The organism is Streptomyces mirabilis, assembly GCF_039503195.1.
Classification (GTDB): Bacteria; Actinomycetota; Actinomycetes; order Streptomycetales; family Streptomycetaceae; genus Streptomyces; species Streptomyces mirabilis_D.
The window spans coordinates 8325456-8351953 of the sequence record NZ_JBCJKP010000001.1; the positions used below are offsets into that span (position 1 = coordinate 8325456).

The following is a 26498-nucleotide window of genomic DNA, read 5'->3' on the forward strand; positions in this document are numbered from 1 at the left end:
TGTTTCAACGCCGTCAAGCCGCTTGGCTCTGGCCGGAGCCAGAGGTCGCGCCGCGATACCAGTACTCGAGGGTCAGCACATGCCACAGATGCTTGGAGAAGTCCCGCTGCCCGGCGGCGTCCTCGGCGACCATGCGCGCCAGGGCGTCGCGGCGCAGGAGCCCTGAACTGACGAGCACGCCGTCGTTGACCACCTCGCGCACCAGCGGTGCCAGATCCCGGCTCATCCAGGCGCGCAGCGGGGCGCTGAACAGGCCCTTCGGCCGGTACACGATCTCCCGGGGCAGGACCGAGGTGGCCGCTTCCTTGAGAACGGCCTTGCCCTGTCGTCCGACGATCTTGCGATCGCCGGGCACGGCGAACGCCGCCTTGACCACCTCGACGTCCACGTACGGCACCCGCACCTCGGTCGAGGCGGCCATGCTCGACCGGTCCGTGTAGGCGAGGTTCAGGCCAGGCAGGAACATCCGGGCGTCGCCCAGGCACATGCGGTTGACGAAGTCGTCGAGGTCGTTGTCCTCGTAGATGTCCGCATGCTCGGTCAGCACGTCCTCGACCGTCCCGGCCAGGTCCGGATCGACCAGGGCGAGCAGCTCGTCCTGGTCGTACATGGTGTAGCTGCGCCGGAACGCGGTCTCCTCCGGCAGATCGGCGAAGGAGAGGAACCGCTTCGCGAACCGCACCGACCGGTACCCCCGGCGGGCCGTGGCGACCGGCAGCCGGTCCACGGCGCTGGACAGGCCGCGCCGCAGAGGCCGCGGGATGCGCTGGTAGCGCAGCGCGATCAGGTTGGCCAGGTGCTTGCGGTAACCGGCGAACAGCTCGTCGGCACCCATCCCCGAGAGCATCACCTTGACCCCGGCCTCCCGGGCGGCCGAGCAGATCAGGAACGTGTTGATCGCGGCCGGGTCGCCGATCGGCTCGTCCAGGGCGTACGTCATCTGCGGCAGCAGGTCGAGCACGTTCGGAGCGATCTCGATCTCGTGCAGGTCGACGCCGAACTGCTCGGCCACCTGCCGGGCGTAGCGCAGGTCGTCCGGCATCGCCTCGAACCGGGCGTCCTCGGCCCGGAACCCGATCGTGTAGGCGGAGATCCCGGGTCGGTCGCGGGCCGCCAGCGCGGTCAGGTAGCTGGAGTCCAGCCCGCCGGAGAGGAAGGTCGCCACGGGTACGTCGGAGAGCAGGTGGCGCCGGGTCGACTCCTCGACGACGGCGGCGATGTCCGGCTGCTCGCCGTCCCGGGCCCGCTCCCGGCCCTCGGCGGCGACGTCCCTCAGGTTCCAGTACCGGCCGCGTTCCACCCGGCCGTCGGGCCGGCACCGGAGCCAGCTCCCCGGCGGCAGCTTCTCCGCCTCGCGGAACGCGCACCGCGAGTCCGGCACCCAGTAGTACAGCAGTGAGGCCACCAGCGCCGCGTGGTCCACCTGCAGCGACCCACCGGTCACGGCGGCGAGCGCCTTGAGCTCGGAGGCGAACACCAGACCCTCGCCGCGCCGGAGCAGGAACAGCGGCTTGATGCCGAGCTGGTCGCGGGCGAGCACCAGTTCACCGGTTCGCTCGTCGAAGATCCCGAACGCGAACATGCCGCGCAGCCGGGGCAGGCAGTCCGTACCCCAGCGCCGCCAGGCTTCCAGCAGCACCTCGGTGTCGGAGGTACCGCGGAAGCGCACCCCGGTGGCCGCCAGTTCGGCACGCAGCTCGGGCGCGTTGTACAGCTCGCCGTTGTACGTCAGGGCGAGGCCGCCCGAGACCATCGGCTGGGCGCCGGTCTCGGACAGGTCGATGATGGCCAGTCGGCGGTGTCCGAGGTGCACTTCGCCGTCACCGACGGGGTGGCTGTAACGGCCCGCCCCGTCCGGACCGCGGTGGGCGAGGACATCGGTGAGCCGGTCGGCCACGACCTTCCCGTCCGGCCATCGGTAAGTGCCTGCGACGCCACACATGTCTACTGCGCCTCCTGGTCGCTGTCCGGGACCCGTCCCGCCCACATCGGCAGCCGCTCGGCCCGCCGCCGGCCCGTCCCGTTCTGTCGGGCCAGCCGTTCGCTCTGGCCGCGCAGCGCGGTGTGCAGCCCGTCCCACAGCGTGCCGTCGGTCCGGTCACGCGGATCGGGGTCGATCAGCACCACACCGATCACCGGAATGCGCTGGTCCGCGAGCTGCCGCGCCACGGTGTGCAGCCATGCGGCGCTGCCGTGCCCGGCCCGCACGACGAGCACGGTCTGTGTGCCGAGGTACTGGAGGTCGGTCCACGCCGTGCCGGGCGCCACCGAGCCGACGCCGAGCCGGCGCTCCTGAGGTGACACGTCCGCGGCACGCTCGCCGCTGACCACGGTCGGGTCTCCCGGTTTCGGGCGGTACTTGGCGAGCTGCGGGCCGGGCAGAGCGTCGATGACGACCACCGGCCCGTCCGCCGCCAGTGCCCTGGCCACGTCCAGGGCGATCAGGCTCGCGCTGCGCGCACAGCCCAGTTCCAGCAGCGAGACCGGGTCCGCGGAGCCGCGCACGGTGCGGGCCAGTGACGTGGTGAGCCGTTCGCGTGCCGCCCGGACCCGTCGGCGCCGCCACAGCCTGGCCGACCGGCGGGGCAGCTCCGTGATGACCGAGGCGCCGAGGTTCGCCGCGATGTCCCGGCGCAGCACGGGGCGGTCCGCCACCACCGTGCCGACCGCGGCCACCGCGAGCCCGAGGACGAGCCCGAGGACGAGTCCTATCGCGGCGTTGGTGGCAGCGGCCCTGGGCAGGGAGTGCCGCACCGCGCGCGGGGCGTCCACGACCTGCGTGCCGGCGATGAGCTTGGGCGTGCCGATGCGCGCCTCCGCCGCGCGCTGACTGAAATCGGTGATCCGCGAGGTGAGTTCGGCCCGGCTGGCGAAGAGCGACTCCAGGTTCGCCGAAGCCTTCGGCCCGCCCTGCGACGATCCGTCTCCGATCGCCTTGTTGACCTGGGCGAGTTCGCCCTGCATCCGGTCACGCTGGTCGAGGAGGGCCTTGGCCTCGGAGTCGGCGGCGTCCTTGATCCGCCGCACATGGTCCGCGACGAACGCGTCGGCCAGCGCCTTGGCGCGGGCCACCGCCTCCGCGTCGCTGTCAGCCGTCACAGTGATCTGCAGCAGGTTGTTGGTCAGGCCGACAGCCCCGTAGTTCTTCATGAAGTCCTCCGGTTTCTCCGAGGACCCGAGGGACTGCAGGGCTTTGCCGGCGATCCGCGTGGTCTGCAGCAGTCCGACGTCGGTGCGGATCAGCGTTCCGGGGTCGTTCGGCTGGTCCTCCTGATGGGCGACCAGCACCTTGGTCACCGCGGTCGGCGGCGGTGGCATCAGGACCGACACCGCCGCGCCGACGAGCAGCCCCAGCAGCGCCATGGAGCACCAGAGGCGGCGCCGCCTCCGCACCGCCACCACCAGCGCCTGCAGGTCCAGCAGCGGAGCGGCGGCCGGCGACTCCGAAGTCGTACTCGTCGTCACCCTGAACTTCCCTTCGCGTTGTCGCCCACCGCGAGCACCGGCGTGACGGCATCCCGAGCACGGCCGGCGGACCGCGTCGAACGGACCCGGACCGTGCCGGCGAGGACGATGCCGACGACCTCGTGCTTGGCGTCCGCACACGCCTCGGCGATGCCGGCGAGCTCAACTGCGGTCCAGACGCCCGCGCTGAGCACGACCAGGGCACCGGACTCGTTGTCCCGGTCCGGCACCAGTGGCTGGGACACCGAGACCCCCACCACCCGTAGCAGCGGATCGCTCTCGGCCTCGGCGACGAGCTGCCCGGCGGCCCGGCGGGCGATCTCGTCGCCGTCCGGGACGACGACCAGCAGCCGCCGGGGGGCCGGCAGTTGGTCCCGGAGGCGGGCGCACACCCGCCGGAAGCGGATCTGTCTGCCGGCCTCGTCGCCCGACGTCTGCGGGGTGGGCAGGTCCCACCGGATGTCGACGCCCAGCAGCCGGCGGATCCGGGCCCGCGGGCCACGGCCTTCCGGCCGGTGCGTGGACCGTTGACCAGGTACGTCGACGGTGCCCAGCAGCGTCGAGCCCAGCGCCGCGATGATCTCCGGTTGGGTGCGCAGTCGGCGGCTCATCCGTGCGGCGGTGAGATGGCCGATGACCGCGAGCAGGAAGAACAGCAGTGCTCCGGCGACGATGAGTTGCATCCTCGTCGGCGGTGTCTCGCCGACCGGCCGGGCCGCCGGCCCCATGACGACCATGTTGGCCTTTTTGGCGGCCGGGTCGGCCTGGTCCAGCTTGTTGATGGCCTCCTGCAGCGTGGTGCGCAGCTTCTCGAGCTCGGTGCGGGACTGCACGCTCTCCACGGTCCGCCCCGGATCGGCCGCGTCGGCCAGGTCGGTGATGCGGCGGTTGGTCTGCACCACCATCTGCCGCAGTGCCTCGAGCTGCGCCGTCGCTTCGGGGTCGGTGTTGTCGTCCACGACCCGCGCGGCGAAGGTGACGAACTGCTGGGCCACCTGGTCGGAGAGTTGCTGTGCGCGTTTCGGGGTGTCGGCCGTGCCCGAGATCTTGATGATGTTCCCGTTGGCGGCCGTGGCGCTCACCTGATCCCGCAGCTCGTTGCCGCTGACCCCGGGCCAGTTGAGCGTGGCGGCCGCGCGGTCGACCACCACCGAACTGGTCGCGACTTCCTGCTGAGTCAGCAGCTCGCGCTCCTCCCACGCCCCCGGCAGCAGCACCGATGCCGACGTCGTGTAGCGCGGCGGGAACAGCAAAGAGGTGCCGTAGCCGACGAGCGCACCCACCACGGCGAGGATGGTGAGAAGCCGCCAGCGCCGACGGATGATCCGCCCGATCGTGACCAGGCGTATCGTGTCATCGTTCAACGGTGCGGCCTCCGCCCTGTGCACGGTCCGGGTCGCCTGCCGACGCCGGAGTGTGGTCGCGGCAGGCGGCGGCGTAGGCGGCGAGCAGCGATCGCTGGGAGTTCCGCCAGGAGAGCGACCCGCTGATCCGCTCCTGGCCGATCTCGCCCATCCGGGCCCGCTTCTCCGGATCGTCCAGCAACAGTGCGATGAGCTTGGCGAACTGGGCCTCGTCGTTGGCGGGCGCGTAGACGGCGGCGTCGCCGGCGGAGACTCGCGCCTCCCGGAGGTCGAACGAGACGATCGGCCGGCCCATCACCATGTACTCCAGGACCTTGTTCATGGTCGACACGTCGTTGAGCGGGTTGTGCGGGTCGGGGGAGAGGCACACGTCCGCGGTGGACAGGTAGCGCACCAGGTCCTCGTCCGGAATGCGCCCGGTGAACTGCACCTGCTCCGAGAGCCCGAGCTGCCGGGACAGCTCCACCATCGCGTCGAAGGTGTCGCCGGCGCCGACGAACACCGCGTGCCAGTCGGTGCGCCCGAGTTCGTCGCGCAGCTTCGCGAGGGCCCGCAAGGCGTAGTCGACGCCGTCCTGCGGGCCCATGACGCCGAGGTAGCAGAGCAGATGAGGCTTGCCGCGCTTGAGCTCCGGCTCGGGCGGTACGGGGTGGAACCGGTCGATGTCGGGCGCGCTGCGTACCACGAAGACGTCCTCCGGCCGCCGGCCGCCACGGCGCACCGCGACGTCCCGGTAGCTCTCGTTCGTGGCGAGCACGACGTCCGCGGCCCGGTAGGTCAGCCGTTCCAGCGCGCACACGGCGCGGTAGAGCAGATCCTCGCCGCGGTCGAACCGGGAGAGGTACAGCTCGGGTACCAGGTCGTGCTGGTCGAAGACGAACCGCGCTCCGCGCCGCTTCATCCATCGTGCCGGCAGGAACAGCAGGTCGGGCGGGTTGCAGGCGTGGACCACGTCGACCGGGCCGACCCTCCGGGCCAGCCGGATCGTATGCCACAACGCCGATCCGTACTCCCGCAGGTAGCCGGCCGGTCCTCCGGTGGCCGCGCGCAACGGGTAGCGGTGGATCCGCACCCCGTCGATCTCCGCCTCCGGCTCCGTGTCCCGCTTGCTCCCCTGCGGACAGATGACGTGCACTTCCCAGCCCGCGTCGCGCAGTGTCGTGCACTCCTGCCACACCCGCCGGTCGAACGGCACCGACAGGTTCTCCACCAGGATCAGCGCGCGCCGGTCCGGCCGGTCGCCACTGGTCGAATCACCAAGCAAGGCCCACGTACCCCGGTTCGGCCCGGCGCGCTTCGGCATCGGGAAGGTGGATGAGGTCGACAATCACCGGGCCGTCGCCGCCTTGGGGCAGCGACGACAGCACGGCCGGATCCCTGGTCCCGACCAGGAGCACCTCGGCGTGCCCGAGCACCTCGTCGACGGAATCCGCGAGCAGTTGCGCGAGGTGCGGCAGCCGGGTCTCGATGTACTCGCGGTTCGCGCCGAGCAGCCGGGAGAGGCTCACGTTGGCGTCGTAGATCCGCAGGTCGTAACCCTTGCCGAAGAGCCTCTCCGCCAGCTCGACGAGCGGGCTCTCGCGGAGGTCGTCGGTGCCGGGTTTGAAGGACAGCCCGAACAGGCCCACCCGGCGCTTGCCGGTGCGCTCGACCAGCTCCACCGCGCGCTGCAGATGATCGGAGTTGGAGGGCAGCACATGGGCGAGGATGGGCACCGAGACGTCGGCCCGCTGTGCCGCGTGGACCAGGCTGCGCAGGTCCTTGGGCAGGCAGGAGCCGCCGAAGGCGAAGCCGGGCCGCAGGTAGGCGGGGCTGATGTTCAGCTTGCGGTCGGCCAGGAACACGTCCATCACCTGGTGCGAGTCCACCCCGAGCGCCTGGCACACCGCGCCCAGCTCGTTCGCGAAGCCGATCTTGAGGCCGTGGAACGCGTTGTCCGCGTATTTGATCGCCTCGGCCGTCGGGATCGGCACCCGGAACACCTCGCCGGGCAAGCCGTCGTACAGCGCCGTCACCGCGTCGCCGCTTGCCGGGTCGAGCTCGCCGATGACGGTCTTGGGCGGGTCGAAGAAGTCCCGCACGCTCGTGCCCTCGCGCAGGAACTCCGGGTTGACCGCGACCCCGATGTCCACCCCGGCCGTGCCGCCGACGTACTTCTCCAGGATCGGTACCAGCAGGTTCAGACAGGTGCCCGGGAGCATGGTGCTGCGGAACACGACGGTGTGCCGCCCACCCCGCTCGGCCAGCGCGGCGCCGATCTGCTCGGTGACCCGCTCCAAGTACGTGGTGCACAGGCTGCCGTTGGGCTCCGACGGCGTGCCCACGCAGACCAGCGACACCTCGCTGTCCATGATCGCCTCGCGGACGTCGCCGGTGGCGCGCAACGATCCGGTCCGCACGACCTCGGCGATGAGCTCGCCGATACGTTCCTCCACCACCGGGGCCTTGCCCTCGTTGACCAGGTCGACCTTCACCTGGTTCACGTCCACCCCGATGACCTCGTGACCCATGCTGGCCAGGCACGCGGCCGACACGCAGCCCACGTACCCGAGCCCGAAAACGCTGACTCTCATGACCCGTTCCTCCCCCCAGGCAGGCCTTCCCGGCCTGCGGTCCGAGCGCCGGCGGGACCGTTGAGCCGCAGCCCCCCGCGCATCAGTAGGCCCCCTGCCCATAGAGCACCGCACGCAGCGTCTTCCACAAGATCACTGTGTCCAGGGCGAGCGACCAGTCCTCCACGTACCGCAGGTCCAGCCGAACCGCCTCCTCCCACGACAGGTCACTGCGTCCGCTGATCTGCCACAGGCCGGTGAGTCCGGGTTTGACCAGCAGTCGCCGCCGGATGTCCGGGTCGTACGCAGCGGACTCCTCCGGCAACGGAGGCCGCGGACCGACGAGCGACATCGATCCGGTGAGCACGTTGAAGAGCTGCGGGAGCTCGTCGATCGAGTACCGGCGCAGCACCGCTCCCACCCGGGTCACCCGCGGATCCCGGCGGAGCTTGAACAGCAGGCCGGCGCCCTCGTTGCGGTCGGCCAGCTCGGCACGTGCCCCTTCAGCCCCGGCGACCATGGTGCGGAACTTGAGAATGGTGAACTCGCGGCCGTCCTTGCCGACCCTGCGCTGGCGGTAGAACGCCCCACCCCGACTGTCCACCAGCACGAGCAGCCCGACGAACACCATCAGCGGCGCGAACAGCATCAGCAGGAGCGCCGCGCCCATCCGGTCGACGACCCCTTTGATCGCCCGGCGGCCCCCGGTGAAGGTAGGCATGCTGACCCGCAGCAGCGGGATCCCGAGCACCGCGTCGATGTGCAGCCGCGGGCCGGCCACCTCCATCAGCACGGGGGCCACGACCATCTCGGCGTCGCTGCCTTCGAGGTTCCAGGCCAGCCGCTGGAGCCGGTCCGGTGACCAGTGCGGGTCCGGTGTGACCGCGACGACACGGTAGCCGTCGTGGCGGACGTGCTTGGCGACGTCCGCCAGTCGGCCGACGACGGGCACTCCGTCCAGTTCGTCACCGTCGAGCCCGCGGCCGTCCGTCGTGCACACCGCCTCCACTCGCCAGCCGATGTGCGGGAACTTGCGGGTTCGGGTGATCAGGTCGCGCACGGTGGCCGGACTTCCGGCAGCGAGCACCGGTCTCAGGCAGCGCCCTTCCTTCCGCTGTTTGTGCAGCCAGAGGCGCAGCAGATACCGCGCGGGCATGGTGACGAGCGCGATCGCGGGGATCGCGACGAAGATCCAGAGCTTGATGTTGCGCGAGGTGAGGGCGATCCCGCCGAGCGCCAGTACGACGGTCGCCGTGAACAGTGAGCGTCCGAGCCGGCGGAATTCCTCCGCGCCCTGGCCGAGCACGGCCGGAGCCCACGACCGGCTCAGCGCAAGCGTCCCCAGCACCAGCAGCTCGGTGCCGAATGCGAGAATCCCCCACTTCTCGTGCCAGTTGGCCGCGTCCCGGGCCCCGAAGAAGTTGCCGATCGCCGCCACCACGAAGGCGGTCGCCACGGTATCGCTGGTGATCACGGCACGGCGGTACCGCTGCTCCCATTCGATCGTGGGCTGTCTGATTGCGTCGTTCGCCAGACGCTCGCGCGCCGACGGAAACAGGCCGACTAGTCCCCCTTGCCGCACAGAACCCCCCAGGTTCCCAGTGGTTCGACGTGTTCGCCTAGCACTGTTGCTCCCCGCAGGAGGCCCCCGCCCCCTGCACCGCGACGCACCGTTCCTCCGCACGGGAAGTCTTGCCCTGAGCATGACATCCCGGTTATTCGGGAGCTACGTGAACAACCCACCCTGCCGACAGCGGACTTGTATGTCCTGCCGGCCTCTCGAGGCGTGGGACCCGTCGAAACCTCTGGTGCTCCCCGCACCCAAGGTCCCGGTCGGGCTCCAAGAATTGATCACCCCCACGTCTGGCGCCGGGGACGAGACTGCCGTCCTTCCGTAGCGCCGGACCTATAGATCATTATTGGTCGCCTCGTGTCCGAACAGCTGAAGCATGGTCAATCTAGACCATCGAGGCCAGTATGAAGAGAGGGATGTATGTAATTTGTGCTCGAGCTGTGAGGACGGATTCACCGATGGATGACCGCCTACGGGTGCTACGGGTGCCTTGAGGTCACCGCGCGCTCCAGCAGCTCGCCCGGCCCCCGGGCGCGGCTCCTGCGCGGTAGTGATCGGCGAGCTGCGGCGGGCCTTCTACGGCGCCCGGTTCGGCAACGGCTTCCCGCCGCTCGTGCACTGCGGCGTGCCGCTGTGGGCGCCCGAGGGGGGTGGGGCGATCGACCCGGACTTGGACATGCCGCCGAACACCGACACGATCAAGTCGTGCGCCTCGTTGCTCGACGCGCGTTCTGATTGGTTGTCAGGCGCGGGAAGGGGACTGCCCATCCGGGTCTGAGCGGGCCGGCAGCACCCCTTCTCGATCACCGCGGTGCCAGATCGAGGGCCGGTCCTGCGGTCGTATGTGGCGCCGATCTGCCGGCGGAACTCTTGGACTCGCTTGGTCGTCCGGGCATCACCCCGAGGCGCATCAGGCGGTTGCGCATCACGAGGATGTCCCGGCAGGCCCGGTCCACTCCCGCGCCCGGCTCGGGCCCGACCGGCACCGCCGCGTCGTCCACCAGCAGCACGAGGCAGGGGGAGAACCGGCGGAGCGCGTGGTGGGACCACCCCGGGCCGAGAACGAGCCCCTGACCGACTTCCCGGCCCAGCTCGTCGGCCTCGGCGACTCTGGGGTCCTCGATGAACTCGGCAGTCGCGGCGAGCCGGACTGGTCACGGTGCGCCATCGACTCCGTCAGCGTCCGGGCGGTCAGCGTCCGGGCGGTCAAAGGGGGCTACTGACCGGACCGAATCCGGCCGATCGCGGCAAGAGCGCATCGAAAATCCACCTCCCCGTCGACCGCCGCCGTCCGGTCGAACTCCTCGCCTCCTGCTGCCGGAGGTCGGTGAAGGTGGCCGACGAACTCGGCGCCCGCACGGTCGCCTTCCCGGCCGTCTCCGCCGGTGTCTACGGATGGCCGATGGACGACGCCGCCCGGATCGCGGTGGAGACGGTACGGGCCACGCCGACGGCCGTCGAGGAGGTCACGTTCGTCCTCTTCGACGGGCCGGCGTACGAGGCGTTCGCCGCGCAGGTCCGCTGAATCCCCCTTTCTCGTGGGCGGGTCCGGCTCGGTTAGGGTGCGGGGATGCGGCGGATCTTGGTGGTGGGCAGTACCGGTGCGGGCAAGTCCACGCTCGCCCGGGGCCTGGGCGGTCGCCTCGGCCTGCCGTACCACGAGATGGACGCGCTGTACTTCACCGGCGCCGGGTGGGCCGTGAACGAGAAGCTGCGCGAGGACGTACTGCGGATCACCGCCGAACCCCGCTGGGTCATCGACTCCCTCGGCTACCCCGAGGTCCGTGACCTGATGTGGGACCGGGCCGACACGGTGATATGGCTGGACTATCCCAAACGGGTCGTCCTGCCCCGCGTCCTGCGCCGTTCCGTCCGCCGCACCGTCACACGCGAGCCGCTGTTCGGCGGCAACAGGGAGACCTGGACCGGCTGGCTGAGCCGGGAGCACCCCCTCTGGTGGGCCTGGTCCCAGCACGCGGACCGGCGCCGCGAGATCACCCGCCGCACCGGCGACCCGCGCTTCGCGCACCTCGACACCCTTCGCTTCGGCCGCCCCGGCGACACCGCGGCCTGGGTGAAGTCCCTGTAGGCGAAGTCCCGGTAAGGGGGCCGGACTACTCGAGCCGTGACACCTGGTAGTGGCTGATGAACCAGGCCTCCCCCACGCGTCGCACCAGTACGCCGAGTTTGACGTTGAGCGTGGGGCGGTCGACGAAGGAGAAGTCGACGCTCAGATAACCGAGTACGAGGTCGTCGGTGAGGCGTCTGGTCTCGAGAATCCGGTACGCGGCGGCCATGCCGACGGGCTGGGAGGCGTAGTAGGCCGCGACGCCCGGCCTTCCGACGCTGTAGGGGTGCAGCCCCTGGAAGATCGCGTCCTCGGTGAACCGGGCGGCGACCTGCTCCGGCTCGTGCCCGTCGACGGCGGCCTTCCACTGGTCGAGGACGCCGCGCAGGATCGCTTCCGTGTCGTCGGCCGTCGTGCTGTTCATCAGGATTCTCCCCTTGTCGTGTTCCGTCAGTGACCGGCGCTCATGCCGCCGTCGACGTGGAGGATCTCGCCGGTGACGAACGGGGCGTTCTCCAGGTAGATCACGGCGTCGACGATGTCGCTCGTCTCGCCCATCCGGCCGACCGGGTGCAGGCCGGCGAGGATCTCGTGGGTCTCCTCGGCGTGCATCGGGGTCTTTATGGTGCCCGGCGAAACGGCGTTGGCGCGGATGCCGCGCGTGGCGTACTCGATGGCGAGGGACTTGGTGGCGGACTGGAGGCCGCCCTTGGTCAACGAGGCGAGTACGGAGGGCACGTTGGAGTCGGCGTTGTCGACCAGGCTGGTGGTGATGTTGACGATGTGGCCGCCGCCCTGGGCGAGCATGTGCTCCACGGCCAGTTGAGTGATGCGGAAGAAGCCGGTGAGGTTCACACCGGTCGCCGCGGCGTAGTCGTCCTGGGTGTACTCGTGGAAGGGCTTGGCGAGGAAGATGCCCGCGTTGTTGACCAGGGTGTCGACACGGCCGAACCGCTCGACCGCGGCGGCGATGACGCGTTCGGCGGTGGCGGGGTCGGCGATGTCACCCTGGACGGTCACGACGCCCGCGTCGTCGGCGGGGGCGATCGTGCGCGAGGTGGCGACGACGGCGTACCCGAGCTTGCGGTAGGCCTCGGCAATGCCCGCGCCGAGGCCCTGCGAGGCTCCGGTGACGACGGCGACCTTCTGGTTCTGAGAGCTCATGCTGATCTTCTCCGGGTTCCGTGATTCCGCGATGAAGCGGGGGCTTCTTGACTGGTCGCCGATCTCGCTGCACTAGCCGACCGGTCGACTATTGGGAAGCTAGGCGGAGTGGTGTGCAGAAGTCAAAGGTCGACAGGGTCCTGGCCAGGACCGAATTCCTCCCTGCTGGTAGGCACAGCCTCCCAGTCCAGGTCAGTGGGCCGGTTCCCCTACCGGTACGGATCCCCGTCCGGCAGCCAGGCGCCCGGGGCGCGGATGCCGAGGTCGCCCACCCCGTCGCAGAGGGCGTCGACGACGGCGAGGACGGCCGGGCGGTCCTCGTTCTCGCGCCAGACCAGCGACCAGGTCCAGTAGATCTCCGGTGCGGTGACCGGGCGCTGGACCAGATCGGGCGGCAGCGGGGTGGTCTGACCCTTGGGGGAGTTGACCACCGGGCGACTGCAGCGACGGACGTGATCGAAGAACGCCGGTCCGGTGATGCCGCCGTTGGAGATGCGTACCGCGCGGGCACCGGTGTCCTCGGCCAGCTCTTCGGCGTAGACGTTCCAGGACGACCAGGAGGTGGTGTCGTCGTCGAGGAGGACGGCGGTGTCCCGGGCGGCCACGTCGCTCGTGTCGTCACCGCCGGCGACGGCGTAGAGCCGGTCGGCGCCGATGAGTCGGGCGCGCAGACCGCGTTCTTCCAGGTCCTCGGTCCGCACCCAGCACACCGCGAGGTCCAGACCGCCCGCGGCGACCCGGGCGGCCTGGGTGTGCGAGGGCGCGACCCATGCGTCGAGGTGGAGTTGGGCCACAGTGGCGGTGCGGGCGGTGAGGTCCGACGGGAGCCAGTTGACGTAGCCGAGTCGTACCGGTTCCGATCCGGACAGCCGACCGGCCCGCCGCTGGAGGTCGTCGGCCCGCTCGAGCAGGGCGCGGGTGTGGGGGAGCAGGGCCGAACCGGCCGCGGTGAGGGACACCGAGCGACGATCGCGATCGAACAAGCGCACGCCCAGGTCGCGTTCGAGCGCCTTGATCTGCTGCGACAGAGAGGGGCCCGCGATCAGCAGGCGCTCGGCGGCCCGGCCGAAGTTCAGCTCCTCGGCGACAGCGACGAAATACCGCAGTTGGCGCAACTCCACGCTGGTCATGCTACGTCGGTGCGAGGCCGTGCCTCTCAGCAGGGAGGAAGCCTGTCGTGGCATCGCCCCGGTGGCGGGCGGACGATGGAGCCCAGGGAAGCCCGACCGAGGGCGGCCCGGCGGGACACCTGACGGCGGACGAGCTCAGCGGTCCTCCGGGCGGCCACCATCACCCCACGCGGCGTTCCGGCGCCTGCCGGACGTCCCATCGAGCGGAGCAGGACCATGCGAGAGTTCCTGGTCGAGATCACCACCACGATCCCCGAGGGCACCACTCAGGACGAGGTCGACCGACGGCGCGCCGCCGAGGCCGTCCGTGCCCGGGAACTGGCCGCCACCGGCAACCTGGCACGGCTGTGGCGCCCGGTCGGCGAGCTGCGCAGCATCGGCATCTGGTGTGCCGGTGACGAGGACGAACTCCACGAGAAGGTGCTCGGCACGCTGCCGCTGCGCCCGTGGATGAGCCTCACCGTCACCGCGCTCGAGTCCCATCCCAACGACCCGGGCCGGACCGACGCCGCGCGGTGACGGCGGGGACCGGTGCGCCATGGACTTCGTCATGAGCGTACGACCCCTGCACGCCTCCCCGGCCGGAAGTGCCGGCGTGCCGCCCTCGCCCTGGCGCCACGTGGCCCAGGCCGCCGCGGCACTCGCCGCGGGCATGGGGGTCGGCCGGTTCGTCTACACCCCGATCCTCCCGCTGATGCACACCGGGGCGGGGCTGTCCGCGGGTGCCGGCGCGAACCTGGCCACCGCCAACTACATCGGCTATCTCCTCGGGGCGCTCGTCGGCATTCTGGCCCCCGCGCTGGTCCGCTCGCGGGCCCTGCTGCGCATCTCCCTCGTCGTGCTGACCGGCACCCTGGCCGCGATGCCCGCCACCCACGACACCGCCGTCTGGTTCGCGCTGCGGCTGCTGGCCGGGGTTGCCAGCGCCCTGATCTTCGTCATCGCGGTCAGCTCGCTCCTCAGCCACCTTCGGGAGTACCCGGCTCATCTGCCCGGATGGGCGTTCGGCGGGGTCGGCGCCGGCATCGCCCTCTCGGGTCTGCTCGTCCTGGTACTGCGCCCCGTCGCCGACTGGCGGGCCGCCTGGTGGTCCTCGGCCGCACTCGCCGCGGTCCTCGCCGTCGCCTCGTGGAACCTCCGCCCCGAAGCGCGTCCCACGACAACGCAGGCCACGCAGGCCATCCAGGCGATCCAGGCCAATGAGGCCACCACGGTCAATGCCGCCGCGGACTCCAGCCGCGCGCCGCGCACGCACCGCTGGTTCACCGCCCTGTTCGCTTCCTACACGCTGGAAGGCGTCGGCTACATCATCGCGGGCACGTTCCTGGTCGCCGCGATCGAGCAGAGCTCCCCGGGACCGCTCGGCGGCGGCGCCTGGGTGCTGGTCGGTCTGGCCGCCGTGCCCTCCTCCGCGCTGTGGGCCCGGCTCGGGCGCCGTTGGTCCCGCCCCGACCTGCTGCTCGCCGCGCTCGTCGTCCAGGCGGTGGGTATCGCCCTGCCCGCGCTGATCGGCGGAGCACCGGCCGCCCTGGTCTCCGCGGTGCTGTTCGGCGCGACGTTCATCGGGGTCAGCACCCTCGCCCTCGCCACCGGGGCCCACCTGGAGTTCCCCCGCTCCGTCGCGCTCCTGACCGCCGGATACTCCGTCGGCCAGATCCTCGGTCCGCTGGTGGTCGCGCCCCTGCTTCACCACGGCTATCAGCGGGCCCTGGTCCTGGCCGCCTCCGTGGTTCTCGTGGCGGCCGTGGCCGCCGCCGTGCTGCGCATCGGCTTCCCGCACCACATGGTGGTAGTGCGAGCCACCGCCCCGGTAGGACAGCCCGCACCGACGGAATCCGCCGCGGACGCGGGCAGCCACCGATGACTCAGACGTGGAGTCCGTCATGACCACACCGCGGGACCTGTTGATGATCGCCATGGACGTCCCGTCCAGCCGGCCCGTCGAGCAGGGCGACCTGTCGCTGGCCCTCGCGGGAGCCGAACTGGTCGACCTCATCGAGGCCCAGGCCATCACGCTGGAGGACGACCGCATCGTGCCCGGCGCGCAGTGGACCATGGGCGACCGTCTGTTGGACGGGGCCGTGGCGTCGCTGGTCCGGCAGAGACCGTACGAGTCCGTGGACGACTGGCTGTGGCGCCGCGGCCGTGGGCTGTCCGCGGCCTATCGCGCGGACCTGGAGGCGGAGGGACGGCTCGCCCGGCCACGCCATCGCTGGATTCCCTTCGGTGGCGGCCGTACGGAAGCGGCCGACTCGCCGGACCGCAGCCACGCGGACGAACGCTGGACCTCGGGCGAGCCCATCCTCACCGTCCTCGCGGCCGCCGTGGGCATCCACGACGAGCCGACGGAGGAGGCCGCGGGTCTCGTCGACGACTCGGTCCTGGCCGTACTGGCCGCCGTCAACGGCGCGGTGACGGAACTGGAGGCGGTACGGCAACGGCGAAGCATCGAAGACGCGGCCTTCGACAACATCTGGCGAGGCGGCGACGGCACCTGACGTCATGCATCACGTCATTCATGACTTGATTCACGAAGTCATCCATGACGTGTCGGCCTCGTCGATTCCCCCACTCTCCACGCACCGGTCAAGGAAGGTGAATGTCATAGACAGGCGCACGTTTTCCCGGATTCTCGGCATCGGAACAGCCGGAGTCTCGCTGCCGACGCTCCCGACGATATCGGCCTCCGCCTCGGCTTCTCCGTCGCCCGGCGCGTCCGGGCCCGGAACGCACACCTCTTTCGGCCCGCTGAAGCAGATCCGTGCCGGCGAGCTGAACATGGGATACGCGGAGGCCGGCCCAGCGCACGGCCCCGCGGTCGTCCTGCTGCACGGCTGGCCCTACGACATTCACAGCTATGTCGACGTGGCTCCCAGGCTCGCCGCGGCGGGCTACCGGGTGATCGTGCCGTACCTGCGCGGTCACGGCACCACACGGTTCCGGTCGGACAAGACGTTCCGCAACGCCCAGCAGTCGGTGATCGCGCTCGACATCATCGCGCTCATGGACGCCCTGAAGATCGAGAGGGCGATCCTCGCCGGCTTCGACTGGGGAGCGCGGACGGCCGACATCATCGCGGTGCTCTGGCCGGAGCGCTGCAAGGCCCTGGTCTCCGTGAGCGGTTATCTCATCACCAACCGTGAAAGCCAAAAGGCGCCGCTGCCGCCAAAGGCCGAATGGGCGTGGTGGTACCAATACTATTTCGCCACCGAAAGGGGGCGACTCGGCCTCGCACAGTACAAGCACGATTTCGCGAAACTCATCTGGAAGAACGTCTCCCCGACATGGCACTTCAATGACGCCACATTCGACCGGACCGCGACCGCCTTCGACAATCCGGACTGGGTTCCCATCGTGATCCACAACTACCGGTGGCGACTGAGTCTGGCCAAGGGCGACCCGCGATTCGATCGCCTGGAAAAGCGACTTGCCCAGAGTCCCGCCATCTCGCAGCCCACGATCACCCTTGACGGCGAACTGGATCCCTTCACGCCGCCGGGGAAGGGCGCCTCCTATCGCAGTCATTTCACGGGCGCGTACGACCACCGGACGCTGAAGGGCATCGGTCACAACGTGCCGCAGGAAGCACCCGAGGCATTCGCTGCGGCGGTCGTCGACGTCAACGCCCTCTGAAACCCTCTGAAACCCTCTGAGCCCTCTGAACGATGTCGCGGTGGGCGTTCAGGCGCCCACCACGGCCTCCTGCGGGGCGCGGGCACCGAGCAGGGCCAGGCAGTTCGCCCACAGGGGGCTGAGCCGACGGGTGTTGTTGTAGAGCTTGGCGAACAGCACCTGGCCCTCCAGCTGAGCGACCACCGCCCGTGCCGCTTCCCGGGTGTCGGGGGTGGTGACCTCCTCGCGCTCACGAGCCTCGGTGATGACCGACTCGACCATCTCGACCTGCGCGTCGAAGATCTCCTGCAGACGGGTGCGGACGGGCTCGGTGTGGTTGCTCATCTCCAGACTGAGGTTCCCGAACAGGCAGCCGGACACGGTGCCGCAGCTCTGCTGGCCGGCGCGCTGGCCGGCCTCCGTCTCCTCGAACAGCCGGTGCAGCCGCCGCAGGGGTTCCTCGTCGCTGTTCAGGACGCGTGCCCAGGCGCTCTTCTGGGCGTCCCACTGTTCGTCGAGCACCGCCAGGGCGAGGGCTTCCTTGGACTCGAAGAAGTAGTAGAAGCTGCCCTTGGGCACGCCGGCCGCCTTGCAGATCTCGGCCACCCCCAGCGCCGAGTAACCGCGCAGCTCGATGAGCGACTGCGCGGTGCTGAGGATCTTTTCCCTGGCGTCGCTGGTTCGTCCCATGACGCAATTGTACGACCGGTCGACTATCTCTGACTGTGGTCGCGTCCGTGCGGTGAAACCGTCTGGTCGGGCGGTGTGGGAGCACGAGCTCCGGCAGCGGGGCGAGGGCGTGCCACCACGGGGCGCGCGCGAGCCGTTCCGGTGGGGTGGCGGGCCTGTTGGGGTGGGTGCATCGCCACGCTACGCAAGCGGGTGACGGGGGAGCCTCCATGACCGAACAGCCCAACGAGGACACCTCACCCGCCGCCGGACCCCGGCCCGAGACGCGTCCCGAGGGCCGGCCCCATACCCGGCGCGGACCCCAGCGTCATGCCAAGCCTCAACCCTTCGGATCCCCACCCGATCCCCCCTCGCCCCGCGTCGAGTTCGCGGAGCTTGTGGAGGCGGAGTTTGTTCGGCGGTGGCCGGGGCGTTCGGTGGGGCTGGATGCCGTGCACCGGTACGCGATGATTCCGCCGGGCAAGCTCCTGCGGCCCTCGCTGGTGCTGCACGCGGCGCTCGCGGTGGGTGGGGAACCGGGCGCGGTACTGCCCGCCGCCGTCGGTGTCGAGAGGGGCGCACATCGGCAGCCTCCTGCATGACGACATCATCGACCGCGACACCCAGTGGACGGACGCGCGGCCGTCCACACGGAGTTCGGACCCGCCCAGGCCGTCGTCGCGGGCAACGCCCTGTTCTTCTCCTGGTTCGCGGCGCTCTCCGAGTACCGTCGCCTGGGGGTGCCCGCCGACCGTGTCGAACGCGCCATGGCCGTGCAGGCCGAGGCCGGGGTGGCGATCTGCCGGGGCGCCTTCGACGAACTCGCGACGCGCGGCGACCAGGAACTGGGTGTGGGCGCGTACGTGGCGATGGCCCGGGCGAAGACCGCCGTGCTGCTGGCGGCCGCCTGCCGCGTGGGCGCCGTTCTCGGCGGTGGTGACGCCCCGGCGACGGAACTGCTCGGCGACTTCGGCGACCACCTCGGCATCTGCTTCCAGATCCGCGACGACGTGCTGCCGTACGGCCCGATCGCCGCACGCACCATGGGCAAGCCCTCCGACAGCGACGTCGCAACCGCCGCCCCACCCTGCCCGTGCTGATCGCCCACCGTCGTGCGGGCCCCAAGAGCCGCGCGGCGCTGCGCCATGCCCTGCTGGACGAGACCGAACCGGACCTCGCCCTGTGCCGGATCCGCGCCGTGCTGGAGCGGACCGGAGCCCTGGACACCGCGCACGCGATGGCCGACGGGTACGCCCGCAGGGCCCGCGCACTCCTCACCCGTCTGCCCGCCACCGCCCAGGTCGCCCACGTCCGCGCCCTGGCGCGCCTCACCCGGCCGGCGCACTGAGCCGTAACGGATCACCCAGGAGCCTGAGAAGGGTGCCTGTGCGGGACGACCTCCCGCAAGCATGAGCGCGCGTTCAGGATGCGTTCAGGCTGTGACCCGCCACGCTGATCGGCCTGGCTCGCAGGCATGCGCAACACTGAGCCAATGGACACGCGCCCTCCTTCGGCCCGTGGCCCTGGGGGGACGTCGATGCACCCCCCAGGAGTGAACGTTGGACAAGACGGAACTCGCCGCCGACCACCGAGTCGCCGACCCCGGCGCCTCCGGGATGAAGAAGCTGCCAGAGGTGACCCTGGCCTTCTGGATCATGAAGATCGCCGCGACGACCCTCGGCGAGACCGCGGGCGACCTCTTCGCGCAGACCCTCAAACTGGGCTACTTCCTCACCACGATCCTGCTGTTCCTGATCTTCGTGGTCACGCTGGTCGTGCAGCTCAGGTCGCGCCGGTACAACCCCTTCTTCTACTGGACGGTGATCCTTTCCACCAGCATGGCGGGCACCACGATGTCCGACTTCATGAACCGTGACGCCAGCTCCAAGTACCTCTCCGACGGGGCCACCTCGCTGGGTTGGGGTCCGCAGGGCCTGGGACTCGGGTACCCCGCGGGCGCCGCGATCCTGATCTCGCTGCTGGTCGTGATCTTCACCGTCTGGAAGTTCACCGGGATGACGTTCGTCATCCGCGACATCGTGACCTTCCGGGCCGAGGTCCTCTTCTGGTCGGCGATCCTCGTGTCGAACACCCTCGGCACCTCGATGGGCGACTTCCTGTCGGACAGCTCCGGGCTCGGTTACGCGGGCGGCGCGCTGCTCGTCACCGGGCTGCTCGCGGTCCTCGTCGCGCTGATGCGCGTCCCCGCGGTGCCGAACGTGGTGCTGTTCTGGATCGCCTTCGTCCTCACCCGTCCGCTCGGCGCGACCGCGGGCGACTTCCTCACCAAGCCGACCGCCAAGGGCGGGCTCGACCTCGGTACGGCGGGTTCGTCGGCCGTGCTGTTCGCGGTGCTCCTCGGACTCATGGGCTATGCCCACCTGCGGGAGCGCAGGACACTCGCCACCTGAGACCGGCGAGCCGGGCCCGATCCGAAAAGCAGGCCCCGACAGCCCCTACCCCGGCAGGCTCTCGCCGAGCAGGCGCAGCAGATCGCCGGTGGCGTCCAGCGCGCCGAAAGCGGGCAGGGCGCCGAGGGCGAGGACGGCCACGCCGATGGACCACAGGTTCGGCGGCGGGGCCGTCTGCAGGGCGGCGATCCGGCGGGTGACCGCGTGTTCGGAGAAGCTCAGGGCGCAGCCCGGCCGGGCGCGTTGGGCCACAAGGGCGGCCCGGGCGAGGGCGCGGGCGGTGGTACGGCGGTCCCCGACGCGTCGCGCGGCCTCCTCGTCGGCCCAGCGCTCCACCAGGAAGGCGACGGTGGTACGCACGGGTGCGAGCACCGGGTTGGCGGCGGCGGCCAGGGTCACCGCGGTCGACAGCACCGAGTGGCGGTGGGTGAGATGGGCGCGCTCATGGGCCAGCAGTACGCGCCGCTCCGCCGGTTCCAGCGCGGCCAGCATGGCGGCCGTGACCAGGATCCGGCCCGGCGAGCCGGGGATCGCGAAGGCCCGGGGCGTCGAGGAGGCGGCGACGATGAGTTCACTGTCGGGAGGATGTCCCTCGCACAGCCGCTCGAGGACGCGGCGGGTCGCGTAGTGGGCGCGCAGGGCGCGAACGAGCCGGAAGCCGATCAGCCACAGGAGCATGATCGCGACGACGGCGATCGCCACCGGGACCGGTTCGGGCAGCCGCCGCCCGTCATCGCCGGCCTCCGTGACCACGTGCGGCGCCTCGTTGACCAGGGTGGCGGCGAGCAGGAGCAGCGCCCAGGTGGAGGCGGTGGCGGCCAGTACGGCGGCGATGGTGAGGACCCGGGCGGCCAGCGCGGGGGAGACCCTGAGGCCCACGTGCGGGGCGACTGCCGTCAGCAGCAGTGGCAGGACAAGGGGGATGTAGACGTCGATCCTCACATCCCGCTCCCCCCGAGGAGAACCCGCAGGGCCTCTTCCTCCTGGGGGCTCAGGCCGGTGACGAACTGCTGGAGGGCCGCGATCGGGTCGGGTCCCCGGTCGAGCGCCTCGTGCATGGCCTCGGCGGTCAGTTCGGCGGCGTTCTTCGCGGGCCGGTACGCGCCGCGCCGGCCGTCGACGTCACGCAGGACCAGACCCTTGTCGTACAGGCGTTTGAGGATGGTGTGAACGGTGTTGTAGGCGAGGTTGCCGCCGATCTCGCCCTGGATGTCGGCGGGGGTGAGGGCCTCGTCGGTGGCCCAGAGGGTGGCGAGGACCTCGCTCTCCAGCTCACCGGCGCTGCGTCGTTCCGCTCTGCCATGGGGGCCTGTGCGAGCCATGTCCGTCACCTTACAGCGTGTAGGGGTGCGGGGGGTGGTGAGGGCGTACGACTGCGCCCAGGGGCGGTCCGAGAATGCGCGCCCGGACTGCGTCCCCGCTCGATCCACGGTAATTTGGCCGTGTTTTGCGCAACTTCCTCCTTCACCCTACGTCTTGTAGGGTGAAGGACCCTACAGAATGTAGGGCGAAGGGTGGATGATGGCCAAGACTGTGAACCTTCCGTCCGTCGGCGCCGATCGCCACAACCCGCCCTCGACGGGGCGCATCTCCAGACGTCGGCACGGTCAGCAGTGGCTGGCCCTGGTCGCCGGCGCCTTCACCCTGGCCCAACTGCTCCTCGTACGGCCCGGCATGGGGCTCGGCTGGGACGAGACCGTCTACGTCAGCCAGGTCGGCTCACACGCCCCCGCCGCCTTCTTCAGCGCCCCGCGCGCCCGCGGAGTGTCCCTGCTGGTGGCACCGATCGCGTCCTGGTCCTCGTCCACCGCCCTGCTGCGCGTCTATCTCGCGGTGCTCTCCGGACTCGGCCTGTTCGTGGCGCTGCGCGTCTGGCGCGGACTGTTCCCCATGCGGGTACTGGCGGTGGCGGGCGCCCTGTTCGCCACGCTCTGGGTGACCCTCTTCTACGGCCCGCAGGCCATGCCCAACTACTGGGTCGCGATCGGCGCCCTGGCCTGCGCCGGATGCTTCCTGCGCGCCCAGGCCGACCGCTTCGACCGGGCGGCGCTGTGGGGCGTGGGCCTGAGCGCCGCGCTGATGGCGTGGATGCGGCCCACCGACGCGGTCTACGTGACCCTGCCGCTGCTCTTCCTTGTCGTGTGCGTACGCCGCTGGAGGCGCCCGAGGCTGCTGGTGGCGCTCGTCGCGGGCCTGGTCGCCGGTGCCGGCGAGTGGGTCGTCGAGGCGTACGTCAGTTACGGCGGTCTCGCCCAGCGGCTCTCCGACGGTTCCAAGATCCAGGGCGGCCTGGGCTGGAACATCGCCGTCGGCGACCAGATGCGCAGCCTCGGCGGGCGCGTCCTGTGCCGCCCCTGTACCGGGGCCATGCCCGCCCCGCCGGTGATGCTGTGGTGGTTCGCGCTGCCCGTCGTGGCCGTTCTCGGAGCGGTGATCGCCGTCAAGGCCCGGCGCGGGGTGAACAGCCTGCTGCTCCTGGCCTGCGCCGCGACGGCGGCCTTCCCGTACCTCTTCATGATCGGATACGCGGCACCGCGCTTCCTGCTGCCCGTGTACATCCTGTTGGCCATCCCGGTCGCCGACGGCCTGATCCACCTGGTGACCGTGCCCCGCGGCGCCTGGCGACCGGTGGCCGTCACCCTGGTGACGCTCGGCCTGGCCGGGCATCTCGCGGTGCAGTTCGTGGTGCTGGAGCGCACCGTGCACGGCAACACGGTCTCCCACCAGGACTGGGCCGACACCGCGACGGAGCTGCACCGGCTGGGGGTGAAACCGCCCTGCATGCTGACCGGCTACGACGGCGTCCCGATCGCCTTCTACGCCGGCTGCTCCTCCGTCGACACCGGCGGCCACAACGCCAACACCACCGCCGGCGCCATAGTGCGGGCCGGACAGCGGATCCCGGTCGGCGTGCTCACCGCACCGGGCGAGAAGCCACCCGCGTACGCCCGCACGTGGGAAACGCACCGCGTCGGTCATCTGATGGTGTACGTCGCCCCCGCCGTCCAGAGAGGCGGGGCCACATGACCCTCCTTCCGCCCGGCACCTCGACGACAGCCGTGACAGCCGTGAGGAGGCGGGTCTCCCTGCATGCCGCGGTGACCCTCGCCGTGGTGGTGGGCGCGGTCTGTCTGGGCCGGCGTCACTGGCCGGTGATCGCGACCGGCGCCGGTCGGCTGGCCGTCGCCGACCGCGGCTGGCTGCTCGTGGCGGCCGTCGCCACCGTGGCGACCTGGGTGTGCTCGGCGCTCGCCCAACAAGGGGCGGTGACCCGGCCGTTGCCCGCCGGGCAGCTGGTGGCCGTCCAGTTCGCTGCCTCCGCCGCCAACCATGTGCTGCCCGCGGGCCTCGGCGCGGGCGCGGTCAACCTCCGCTTCCTGACCCGGTGCGGTCTGCCGGTCGTCCGGTCGGCGACCGCGCTCGGTGTGAAGGCCACCGCCGGGGCCGTCTCGCGCGGCTTCCTGATCGCCGTGCTCGCGCTGACCTGCCCCGGTCTGCTCCGTCTGCCGCACATCTCGGCGACGGCGGTCGCGATCGCGCTCGCCGTGGTGGTCACCGCCGTCCTCCTGCTGCGCGGGCCGTTGCGGCGCGCGCTGCGGGCCGTGCTGGCCGACGTCCGTGCCGTGCACGAGGTCCCGGCGCGCGCGGCCGCGCTGTGGGGCGGCTCGCTGGCCTTCGCCGCGCTGCACGCCACCGTGGTCGTCGCCGTGGCCCAGGCCCTCGAACTGCCGCTGCCCCCGGCCCAGGTGGCGCTGGCCTACCTCGCCGCGAGCAGCGCCGCCGTACTCCTGCCGACCCCCGGTGGGATCGGTTCCCTGGACGCGGCGCTCGCCGTGGCCCTCACGCTGGCCGGAGTCCCGGGCAGCGCGGCGGCGTCGGTGGTCCTCGGCTACCGGCTGCTGACGGTGTGGCTGCCCCTGATCCCCGGGCTGCTGGCACTGGCCGTACTGGCCCGCCGCAAGGTCCTCTGAGCCCGCCGCGGTCCCTCCGGCCCTTCGGTGCCGTCCCGCTGTCGGCGCCCGCCGAACGCCGTGGCACCTCAGGGCGGTTCAAGCCGGTAACCGTGCCCCCGCAGGGTCGTGCTGCGCGGTGTCCGGGACGGACGGGACGGCGTGTCCGTCAGCGCTCGTCCCCGTAGCCCCTGGCCGCCCCCGCCACTCGGTAGTCAGGACGTGTTCAGGGCCCCGCTGGCACGGTCGGGCCTCATGGCTGAGACTTCTGAGACGCCCGGGGCTTGTGTCCGCAGCGGGGCGGCGACCACCTCACCGACCACCTGGGTCTGTCGCTGACGACCTGCACCACCGTGTTCGCCGTTGCCGTCGCCCTCGCCGTCGTCTTCGTCGTCTGGTACCGCCGCCAGGGGACGCTGTCCATCCACACGGGACGACGCGCTCAACCCGCGGGAAGCGTGACCACGAACGTCGCGCCGCGGGTGTGCCGCCCGTCGTGGTCCACCTCCCCGCCGGCGGAGCGCGCCAGGCGCCGCGCCAGTGGCAGCCCGAGGCCCGCTCCGCCGTGCCCGTCCTCGGGGTCGGCGCGCCGGCCGGGCTGGAAGAGCTGCGCCGCGAACGACGCCGGTACGCCGGGACCGTCGTCCCCGACCTCGACACGTACGCTGCCGGGCCGGGCGCGGGCCTGGATCTCGACCCGGGTGCGCGCGTGCCGTAGGGCGTTGTCGAGCAGCGGGCTGACGATGCGCTCCAGAAGGGCGTCCGGCACCCCGGCCGACAACCGTGCGTCGCATGCGGTGACGACGACCTCCACGCCCACCTCCGTGGGGCCGAGGCGGTCCACCAGGCGGTGCAGCACCGGCAGCACGTCGGCCGTACCGGGCGCGGTGGCGGCGCTGTCGCGGGCCTCGTCGAGCAGGGTGTCGCAGATCGTGCGCATGGACTGGGCCGCGTCGGCGATCGCCGCGTGGGTGGCCTTGGTGTCCGCGTCGGAGCGGGGGCGGGCTCCCCACCAGTCGAGCTCGGCGATGATCCGGGCGAGCGGGTTGCGCAGCTCGTGCGACAGCTCCCGGGTGAGCTGCTGCTCGTGCCGCAGCAGCGCGCGGATACGGTCGAGGAGAGCGTCCAGCGAACCGCCCAGCTGGGCGAGTTCGGTGGGACGGGTCACGGCGCCGAAGCGCTCCTGGGAGGCTATCGCGCTCCACTGGGTGGCGTGCTCGGTCATCGAACGCACGGGACGCAGGGCACGGCCCACCGCCAGTCGCGTCAGCGCGTAGGTGCAGGCGAGCATCGCGGCGTCGAGGGCGAGGGACGCGAAGAGCATCGTGTCGGCCGAGCCGCGGTACGGGGAGAGATCCAGTGCGGTGACGACGGCGGCGGCGCCCTTGCCACCGGGCACCGGGCGCGAGCACAGCCGTACCTCGTCGTGACTGTGCACGGTGACGCACGTCCGGGCGCCGCGCGCCACGAGTCGGCCGGCGGCGCGGGTCAGCGGGCTGGTGGCGGTGGCGGACGAGGGCTTCTCGAGCAGCCGGCCGCCCGAGTAGATCCACACGTTCGTGTCGAGGAGCTCCTCGCCCGGGGTCTCCAGGACCCGCACCCGGGAGCCGTCGGTGACGACGGTCGCGGCGACGGCGGCGGCCCGGGTGCGCAGCTCGTCGTCCGCCTGGTGCTGAAGGTGGCGGCGCACGACCGTGTTGAACGCGACCGTGAGGATCACCATCAGGATCGTCGCCGTGGTGAGCGCGACAAGGGAGAGCCGGCCTCGCAGCGTGCGCGGCCACCAGCGGGAGGCGAACGCCCTCATGACAGCCGGTGGCCGATGCCGCGCGCCGTGGTGATGGTCAGCGCGCTGCCGCCGTCCCGGAGCTTGCGGCGCAGCCGGGTCAGATACTGGTCCAGCGTGTTGTCGCTCACCTGGGCGCCTTCCGGCCAGCCGGCCCTGATCAGCTCCCGCCTGCGGACGATGTCCCCGGACCCGGAAATCAGCGCCGCCAGCAGCCGGAACTCCGTCGGGGTGAGGTCGACCCGGGTGCCGTCGACGCTGAGGCTGTGCCCGACCGGGTCCAGGACCAGGTCCCCGGCCGTGGTGGCCGGGAGCGGTCCGCTGCGCTTGAGCGCCGCCCGCAGCCGGGCGGCCAGCTCCGTCAGGTGGAACGGCTTGGGCAGATAGTCGTCGCCGCCGGCCGAGAAGCCCGCCAGCCGGTCCGTGAGGTGGTGATGGGCGGTCAGGAAGATGACGGGCGAGAGGAAGCCATTGGCTCTGATCGCCTGGCACACGTCCCGCCCGTCCGCGTCGGGCAGCCCGACGTCCAGCACGGCAGCGTCGACGTCGTCCCCGGCCAGCCGCAGCGCGGTCGCCCCGTCCGGGGCGGGCACGGTGTCGAAGCCCTCGTCGCGCAGCCCGCGCAGCAGGACGTCACGCAGGGCGTGATCGTCCTCGACGACCAGGATCGTGTGCCGCATGGTCCTCCTTCAGCCGCTCCGGAAGCGCGCTTGCCTGTTCCCTGTGGCTGTGGCTGTGGCTGTGGCTGTGGCCG

25 protein-coding genes and 3 pseudogenes are annotated in these 26498 nt (G+C 71.2%); 14 read left to right on the forward strand and 14 right to left on the reverse strand.

Annotation, left to right across the window (positions count from 1 at the left end):
• Positions 1 to 13: 13 nt before the first annotated feature.
• The 6 genes and pseudogenes from asnB to AAFF41_RS37635 all read right to left on the reverse strand — a co-directional run bounded on the left by asnB (position 14) and on the right by AAFF41_RS37635 (position 8963).
• Positions 14 to 1942 (reverse strand): asparagine synthase (glutamine-hydrolyzing), encoded by a 1929-nt coding sequence (gene asnB, locus AAFF41_RS37610; RefSeq protein WP_319749644.1) that lies wholly within the window; start codon positions 1940 to 1942, stop codon positions 14 to 16.
• A 2-nt stretch (positions 1943 to 1944) separates the two neighbouring features.
• Entirely contained in the window at positions 1945 to 3465 is a 1521-nt protein-coding gene (locus tag AAFF41_RS37615; protein WP_319749643.1) for a Wzz/FepE/Etk N-terminal domain-containing protein, read from the reverse strand.
• On the reverse strand, positions 3462 to 4829 hold the full coding sequence (locus AAFF41_RS37620) for a Wzz/FepE/Etk N-terminal domain-containing protein (RefSeq protein ID WP_319749642.1): 1368 nt from the start codon (positions 4827 to 4829) through the stop codon (positions 3462 to 3464). The genes AAFF41_RS37615 and AAFF41_RS37620 overlap by 4 nt, the downstream gene beginning before the upstream one ends.
• A pseudogene (locus AAFF41_RS37625) lies at positions 4826 to 6132 on the reverse strand (glycosyltransferase family 4 protein). Before AAFF41_RS37625 ends, AAFF41_RS37620 begins: the two are co-directional and overlap by 4 nt.
• On the reverse strand, positions 6083 to 7402 hold the full coding sequence (locus AAFF41_RS37630) for a nucleotide sugar dehydrogenase (RefSeq protein WP_319749640.1): 1320 nt from the start codon (positions 7400 to 7402) through the stop codon (positions 6083 to 6085). The pseudogene AAFF41_RS37625 and the gene AAFF41_RS37630 overlap by 50 nt, the downstream one beginning before the upstream one ends.
• A gap of 82 nt (positions 7403 to 7484) precedes the next feature.
• Positions 7485 to 8963 (reverse strand): sugar transferase, encoded by a 1479-nt coding sequence (locus AAFF41_RS37635; protein ID WP_388410686.1) that lies wholly within the window; start codon positions 8961 to 8963, stop codon positions 7485 to 7487.
• 541 nt (positions 8964 to 9504) lie between these two features.
• Here AAFF41_RS37635 and AAFF41_RS37640 point away from each other — a divergent pair.
• From AAFF41_RS37640 to AAFF41_RS37655, 4 genes and pseudogenes are all read left to right on the forward strand, one after another.
• The gene (locus AAFF41_RS37640; protein WP_319749638.1) at positions 9505 to 9732 is read left to right on the forward strand and encodes a hypothetical protein; all 228 of its coding nucleotides are present in this window, start codon (positions 9505 to 9507) and stop codon (positions 9730 to 9732) included.
• 337 nt (positions 9733 to 10069) lie between these two features.
• Positions 10070 to 10242 (forward strand): annotated as a pseudogene (locus AAFF41_RS37645) (IS5/IS1182 family transposase); the annotation flags it as partial.
• Positions 10243 to 10254: 12 nt separating this feature from the next.
• Positions 10255 to 10479 (forward strand): annotated as a pseudogene (locus tag AAFF41_RS37650) (macro domain-containing protein); the annotation flags it as partial.
• 45 nt (positions 10480 to 10524) lie between these two features.
• Positions 10525 to 11043 (forward strand): P-loop NTPase family protein, encoded by a 519-nt coding sequence (locus tag AAFF41_RS37655; protein ID WP_319749637.1) that lies wholly within the window; start codon positions 10525 to 10527, stop codon positions 11041 to 11043.
• Between the two features lie 25 nt (positions 11044 to 11068).
• On the opposite strand, the gene AAFF41_RS37660 is transcribed toward AAFF41_RS37655, so the two are convergent.
• The 3 genes from AAFF41_RS37660 to AAFF41_RS37670 form a co-directional block, all read right to left on the reverse strand.
• A complete protein-coding gene (locus AAFF41_RS37660; protein ID WP_343325366.1) occupies positions 11069 to 11446 on the reverse strand; it encodes a nuclear transport factor 2 family protein in 378 nt (125 codons plus the stop codon).
• A 26-nt stretch (positions 11447 to 11472) separates the two neighbouring features.
• A complete protein-coding gene (locus AAFF41_RS37665; protein WP_319749635.1) occupies positions 11473 to 12186 on the reverse strand; it encodes an SDR family NAD(P)-dependent oxidoreductase in 714 nt (237 codons plus the stop codon).
• Between the two features lie 209 nt (positions 12187 to 12395).
• Positions 12396 to 13316: a LysR family transcriptional regulator gene (locus tag AAFF41_RS37670; protein ID WP_319749634.1), complete on the reverse strand. Its 921-nt coding sequence runs from the start codon at positions 13314 to 13316 to the stop codon at positions 12396 to 12398.
• Between the two features lie 216 nt (positions 13317 to 13532).
• Between AAFF41_RS37670 and AAFF41_RS37675 the strand changes: the two genes are divergently transcribed.
• The 4 genes from AAFF41_RS37675 to AAFF41_RS37690 all read left to right on the forward strand — a co-directional run bounded on the left by AAFF41_RS37675 (position 13533) and on the right by AAFF41_RS37690 (position 16949).
• The gene (locus AAFF41_RS37675) at positions 13533 to 13835 is read left to right on the forward strand and encodes a muconolactone Delta-isomerase family protein (protein WP_054230335.1); all 303 of its coding nucleotides are present in this window, start codon (positions 13533 to 13535) and stop codon (positions 13833 to 13835) included.
• A 133-nt stretch (positions 13836 to 13968) separates the two neighbouring features.
• On the forward strand, positions 13969 to 15180 hold the full coding sequence (locus AAFF41_RS37680) for a YbfB/YjiJ family MFS transporter (protein WP_319749700.1): 1212 nt from the start codon (positions 13969 to 13971) through the stop codon (positions 15178 to 15180).
• A gap of 19 nt (positions 15181 to 15199) precedes the next feature.
• Positions 15200 to 15814, forward strand: a complete 615-nt coding sequence (locus AAFF41_RS37685) for a GOLPH3/VPS74 family protein (RefSeq protein WP_054230334.1) — start codon at positions 15200 to 15202, stop codon at positions 15812 to 15814.
• A gap of 4 nt (positions 15815 to 15818) precedes the next feature.
• Positions 15819 to 16949 (forward strand): alpha/beta fold hydrolase, encoded by a 1131-nt coding sequence (locus AAFF41_RS37690; RefSeq protein ID WP_343325367.1) that lies wholly within the window; start codon positions 15819 to 15821, stop codon positions 16947 to 16949.
• A gap of 48 nt (positions 16950 to 16997) precedes the next feature.
• Here the strand turns inward: AAFF41_RS37690 and AAFF41_RS37695 are convergent, their stop codons facing one another.
• Entirely contained in the window at positions 16998 to 17618 is a 621-nt protein-coding gene (locus AAFF41_RS37695) for a TetR/AcrR family transcriptional regulator (protein WP_343325368.1), read from the reverse strand.
• A gap of 209 nt (positions 17619 to 17827) precedes the next feature.
• Here AAFF41_RS37695 and AAFF41_RS37700 point away from each other — a divergent pair, with 209 nt between their 5' ends.
• From AAFF41_RS37700 to AAFF41_RS37715, 4 genes are all read left to right on the forward strand, one after another.
• Positions 17828 to 18199, forward strand: a complete 372-nt coding sequence (locus AAFF41_RS37700; protein ID WP_319749630.1) for a hypothetical protein — start codon at positions 17828 to 17830, stop codon at positions 18197 to 18199.
• A gap of 24 nt (positions 18200 to 18223) precedes the next feature.
• The gene (locus AAFF41_RS37705; protein ID WP_319749628.1) at positions 18224 to 18697 is read left to right on the forward strand and encodes a polyprenyl synthetase family protein; all 474 of its coding nucleotides are present in this window, start codon (positions 18224 to 18226) and stop codon (positions 18695 to 18697) included.
• The gene (locus AAFF41_RS37710) at positions 18691 to 18945 is read left to right on the forward strand and encodes a hypothetical protein (protein WP_319749627.1); all 255 of its coding nucleotides are present in this window, start codon (positions 18691 to 18693) and stop codon (positions 18943 to 18945) included. Before AAFF41_RS37705 ends, AAFF41_RS37710 begins: the two co-directional genes overlap by 7 nt.
• Positions 18946 to 19156: 211 nt before the next feature.
• Entirely contained in the window at positions 19157 to 20008 is an 852-nt protein-coding gene (locus AAFF41_RS37715; RefSeq protein WP_343325369.1) for a COG4705 family protein, read from the forward strand.
• 45 nt (positions 20009 to 20053) lie between these two features.
• On the opposite strand, the gene AAFF41_RS37720 is transcribed toward AAFF41_RS37715, so the two are convergent.
• Both AAFF41_RS37720 and AAFF41_RS37725 read right to left on the reverse strand, forming a co-directional pair.
• Positions 20054 to 20950 carry a M56 family metallopeptidase gene (locus AAFF41_RS37720; RefSeq protein WP_343325370.1) on the reverse strand — a complete coding sequence of 299 codons (897 nt, stop codon included), beginning with the start codon at positions 20948 to 20950 and terminating at the stop codon, positions 20054 to 20056.
• Positions 20947 to 21330: a BlaI/MecI/CopY family transcriptional regulator gene (locus AAFF41_RS37725; RefSeq protein ID WP_054230328.1), complete on the reverse strand. Its 384-nt coding sequence runs from the start codon at positions 21328 to 21330 to the stop codon at positions 20947 to 20949. The genes AAFF41_RS37720 and AAFF41_RS37725 overlap by 4 nt, the downstream gene beginning before the upstream one ends.
• 199 nt (positions 21331 to 21529) lie before the next feature.
• On the opposite strand from AAFF41_RS37725, the gene AAFF41_RS37730 reads away from it, so the two are divergent.
• Together AAFF41_RS37730 and AAFF41_RS37735 are read left to right on the forward strand one after the other, a co-directional pair.
• Positions 21530 to 23035, forward strand: coding sequence for a hypothetical protein (locus AAFF41_RS37730; RefSeq protein WP_343326412.1), 1506 nt, complete (start codon positions 21530 to 21532; stop codon positions 23033 to 23035).
• The gene (locus AAFF41_RS37735; RefSeq protein ID WP_319749623.1) at positions 23032 to 23979 is read left to right on the forward strand and encodes a lysylphosphatidylglycerol synthase transmembrane domain-containing protein; all 948 of its coding nucleotides are present in this window, start codon (positions 23032 to 23034) and stop codon (positions 23977 to 23979) included. The genes AAFF41_RS37730 and AAFF41_RS37735 overlap by 4 nt, the downstream gene beginning before the upstream one ends.
• Before the next feature lie 421 nt (positions 23980 to 24400).
• Here AAFF41_RS37735 and AAFF41_RS37740 read toward each other — a convergent pair whose 3' ends face one another.
• Both AAFF41_RS37740 and AAFF41_RS37745 read right to left on the reverse strand, forming a co-directional pair.
• Entirely contained in the window at positions 24401 to 25765 is a 1365-nt protein-coding gene (locus AAFF41_RS37740; protein WP_343325371.1) for a sensor histidine kinase, read from the reverse strand.
• Entirely contained in the window at positions 25762 to 26424 is a 663-nt protein-coding gene (locus AAFF41_RS37745) for a response regulator transcription factor (protein ID WP_319749621.1), read from the reverse strand. Before AAFF41_RS37745 ends, AAFF41_RS37740 begins: the two co-directional genes overlap by 4 nt.
• Positions 26425 to 26498 lie beyond the last annotated feature (74 nt).

Excerpts from the sequence above, each read along its gene's own strand:
- AAFF41_RS37695 (WP_343325368.1), bottom strand. The coding sequence starts at position 17,618 with ATGGGACGAACCAGCGACGCCAGGGAAAAGATCCTCAGCACCGCGCAG.
- AAFF41_RS37655 (WP_319749637.1), top strand. The coding sequence starts at position 10,525 with ATGCGGCGGATCTTGGTGGTGGGCAGTACCGGTGCGGGCAAGTCCACG.
- AAFF41_RS37725 (WP_054230328.1), bottom strand. The coding sequence starts at position 21,330 with ATGGCTCGCACAGGCCCCCATGGCAGAGCGGAACGACGCAGCGCCGGT.
- AAFF41_RS37690 (WP_343325367.1), top strand. The coding sequence starts at position 15,819 with ATGCATCACGTCATTCATGACTTGATTCACGAAGTCATCCATGACGTG.
- AAFF41_RS37670 (WP_319749634.1), bottom strand. The coding sequence starts at position 13,316 with ATGACCAGCGTGGAGTTGCGCCAACTGCGGTATTTCGTCGCTGTCGCC.
- AAFF41_RS37680 (WP_319749700.1), top strand. The coding sequence starts at position 13,969 with ATGGGGGTCGGCCGGTTCGTCTACACCCCGATCCTCCCGCTGATGCAC.
- AAFF41_RS37660 (WP_343325366.1), bottom strand. The coding sequence starts at position 11,446 with ATGAACAGCACGACGGCCGACGACACGGAAGCGATCCTGCGCGGCGTC.
- AAFF41_RS37685 (WP_054230334.1), top strand. The coding sequence starts at position 15,200 with ATGACCACACCGCGGGACCTGTTGATGATCGCCATGGACGTCCCGTCC.
- AAFF41_RS37735 (WP_319749623.1), top strand. The coding sequence starts at position 23,032 with ATGACCCTCCTTCCGCCCGGCACCTCGACGACAGCCGTGACAGCCGTG.
- AAFF41_RS37630 (WP_319749640.1), bottom strand. The coding sequence starts at position 7,402 with ATGAGAGTCAGCGTTTTCGGGCTCGGGTACGTGGGCTGCGTGTCGGCC.
- AAFF41_RS37745 (WP_319749621.1), bottom strand. The coding sequence starts at position 26,424 with ATGCGGCACACGATCCTGGTCGTCGAGGACGATCACGCCCTGCGTGAC.
- AAFF41_RS37700 (WP_319749630.1), top strand. The coding sequence starts at position 17,828 with ATGACCGAACAGCCCAACGAGGACACCTCACCCGCCGCCGGACCCCGG.
- AAFF41_RS37740 (WP_343325371.1), bottom strand. The coding sequence starts at position 25,765 with ATGAGGGCGTTCGCCTCCCGCTGGTGGCCGCGCACGCTGCGAGGCCGG.
- asnB (WP_319749644.1), bottom strand. The coding sequence starts at position 1,942 with ATGTGTGGCGTCGCAGGCACTTACCGATGGCCGGACGGGAAGGTCGTG.
- AAFF41_RS37665 (WP_319749635.1), bottom strand. The coding sequence starts at position 12,186 with ATGAGCTCTCAGAACCAGAAGGTCGCCGTCGTCACCGGAGCCTCGCAG.
- AAFF41_RS37730 (WP_343326412.1), top strand. The coding sequence starts at position 21,530 with ATGGCCAAGACTGTGAACCTTCCGTCCGTCGGCGCCGATCGCCACAAC.
- AAFF41_RS37675 (WP_054230335.1), top strand. The coding sequence starts at position 13,533 with ATGCGAGAGTTCCTGGTCGAGATCACCACCACGATCCCCGAGGGCACC.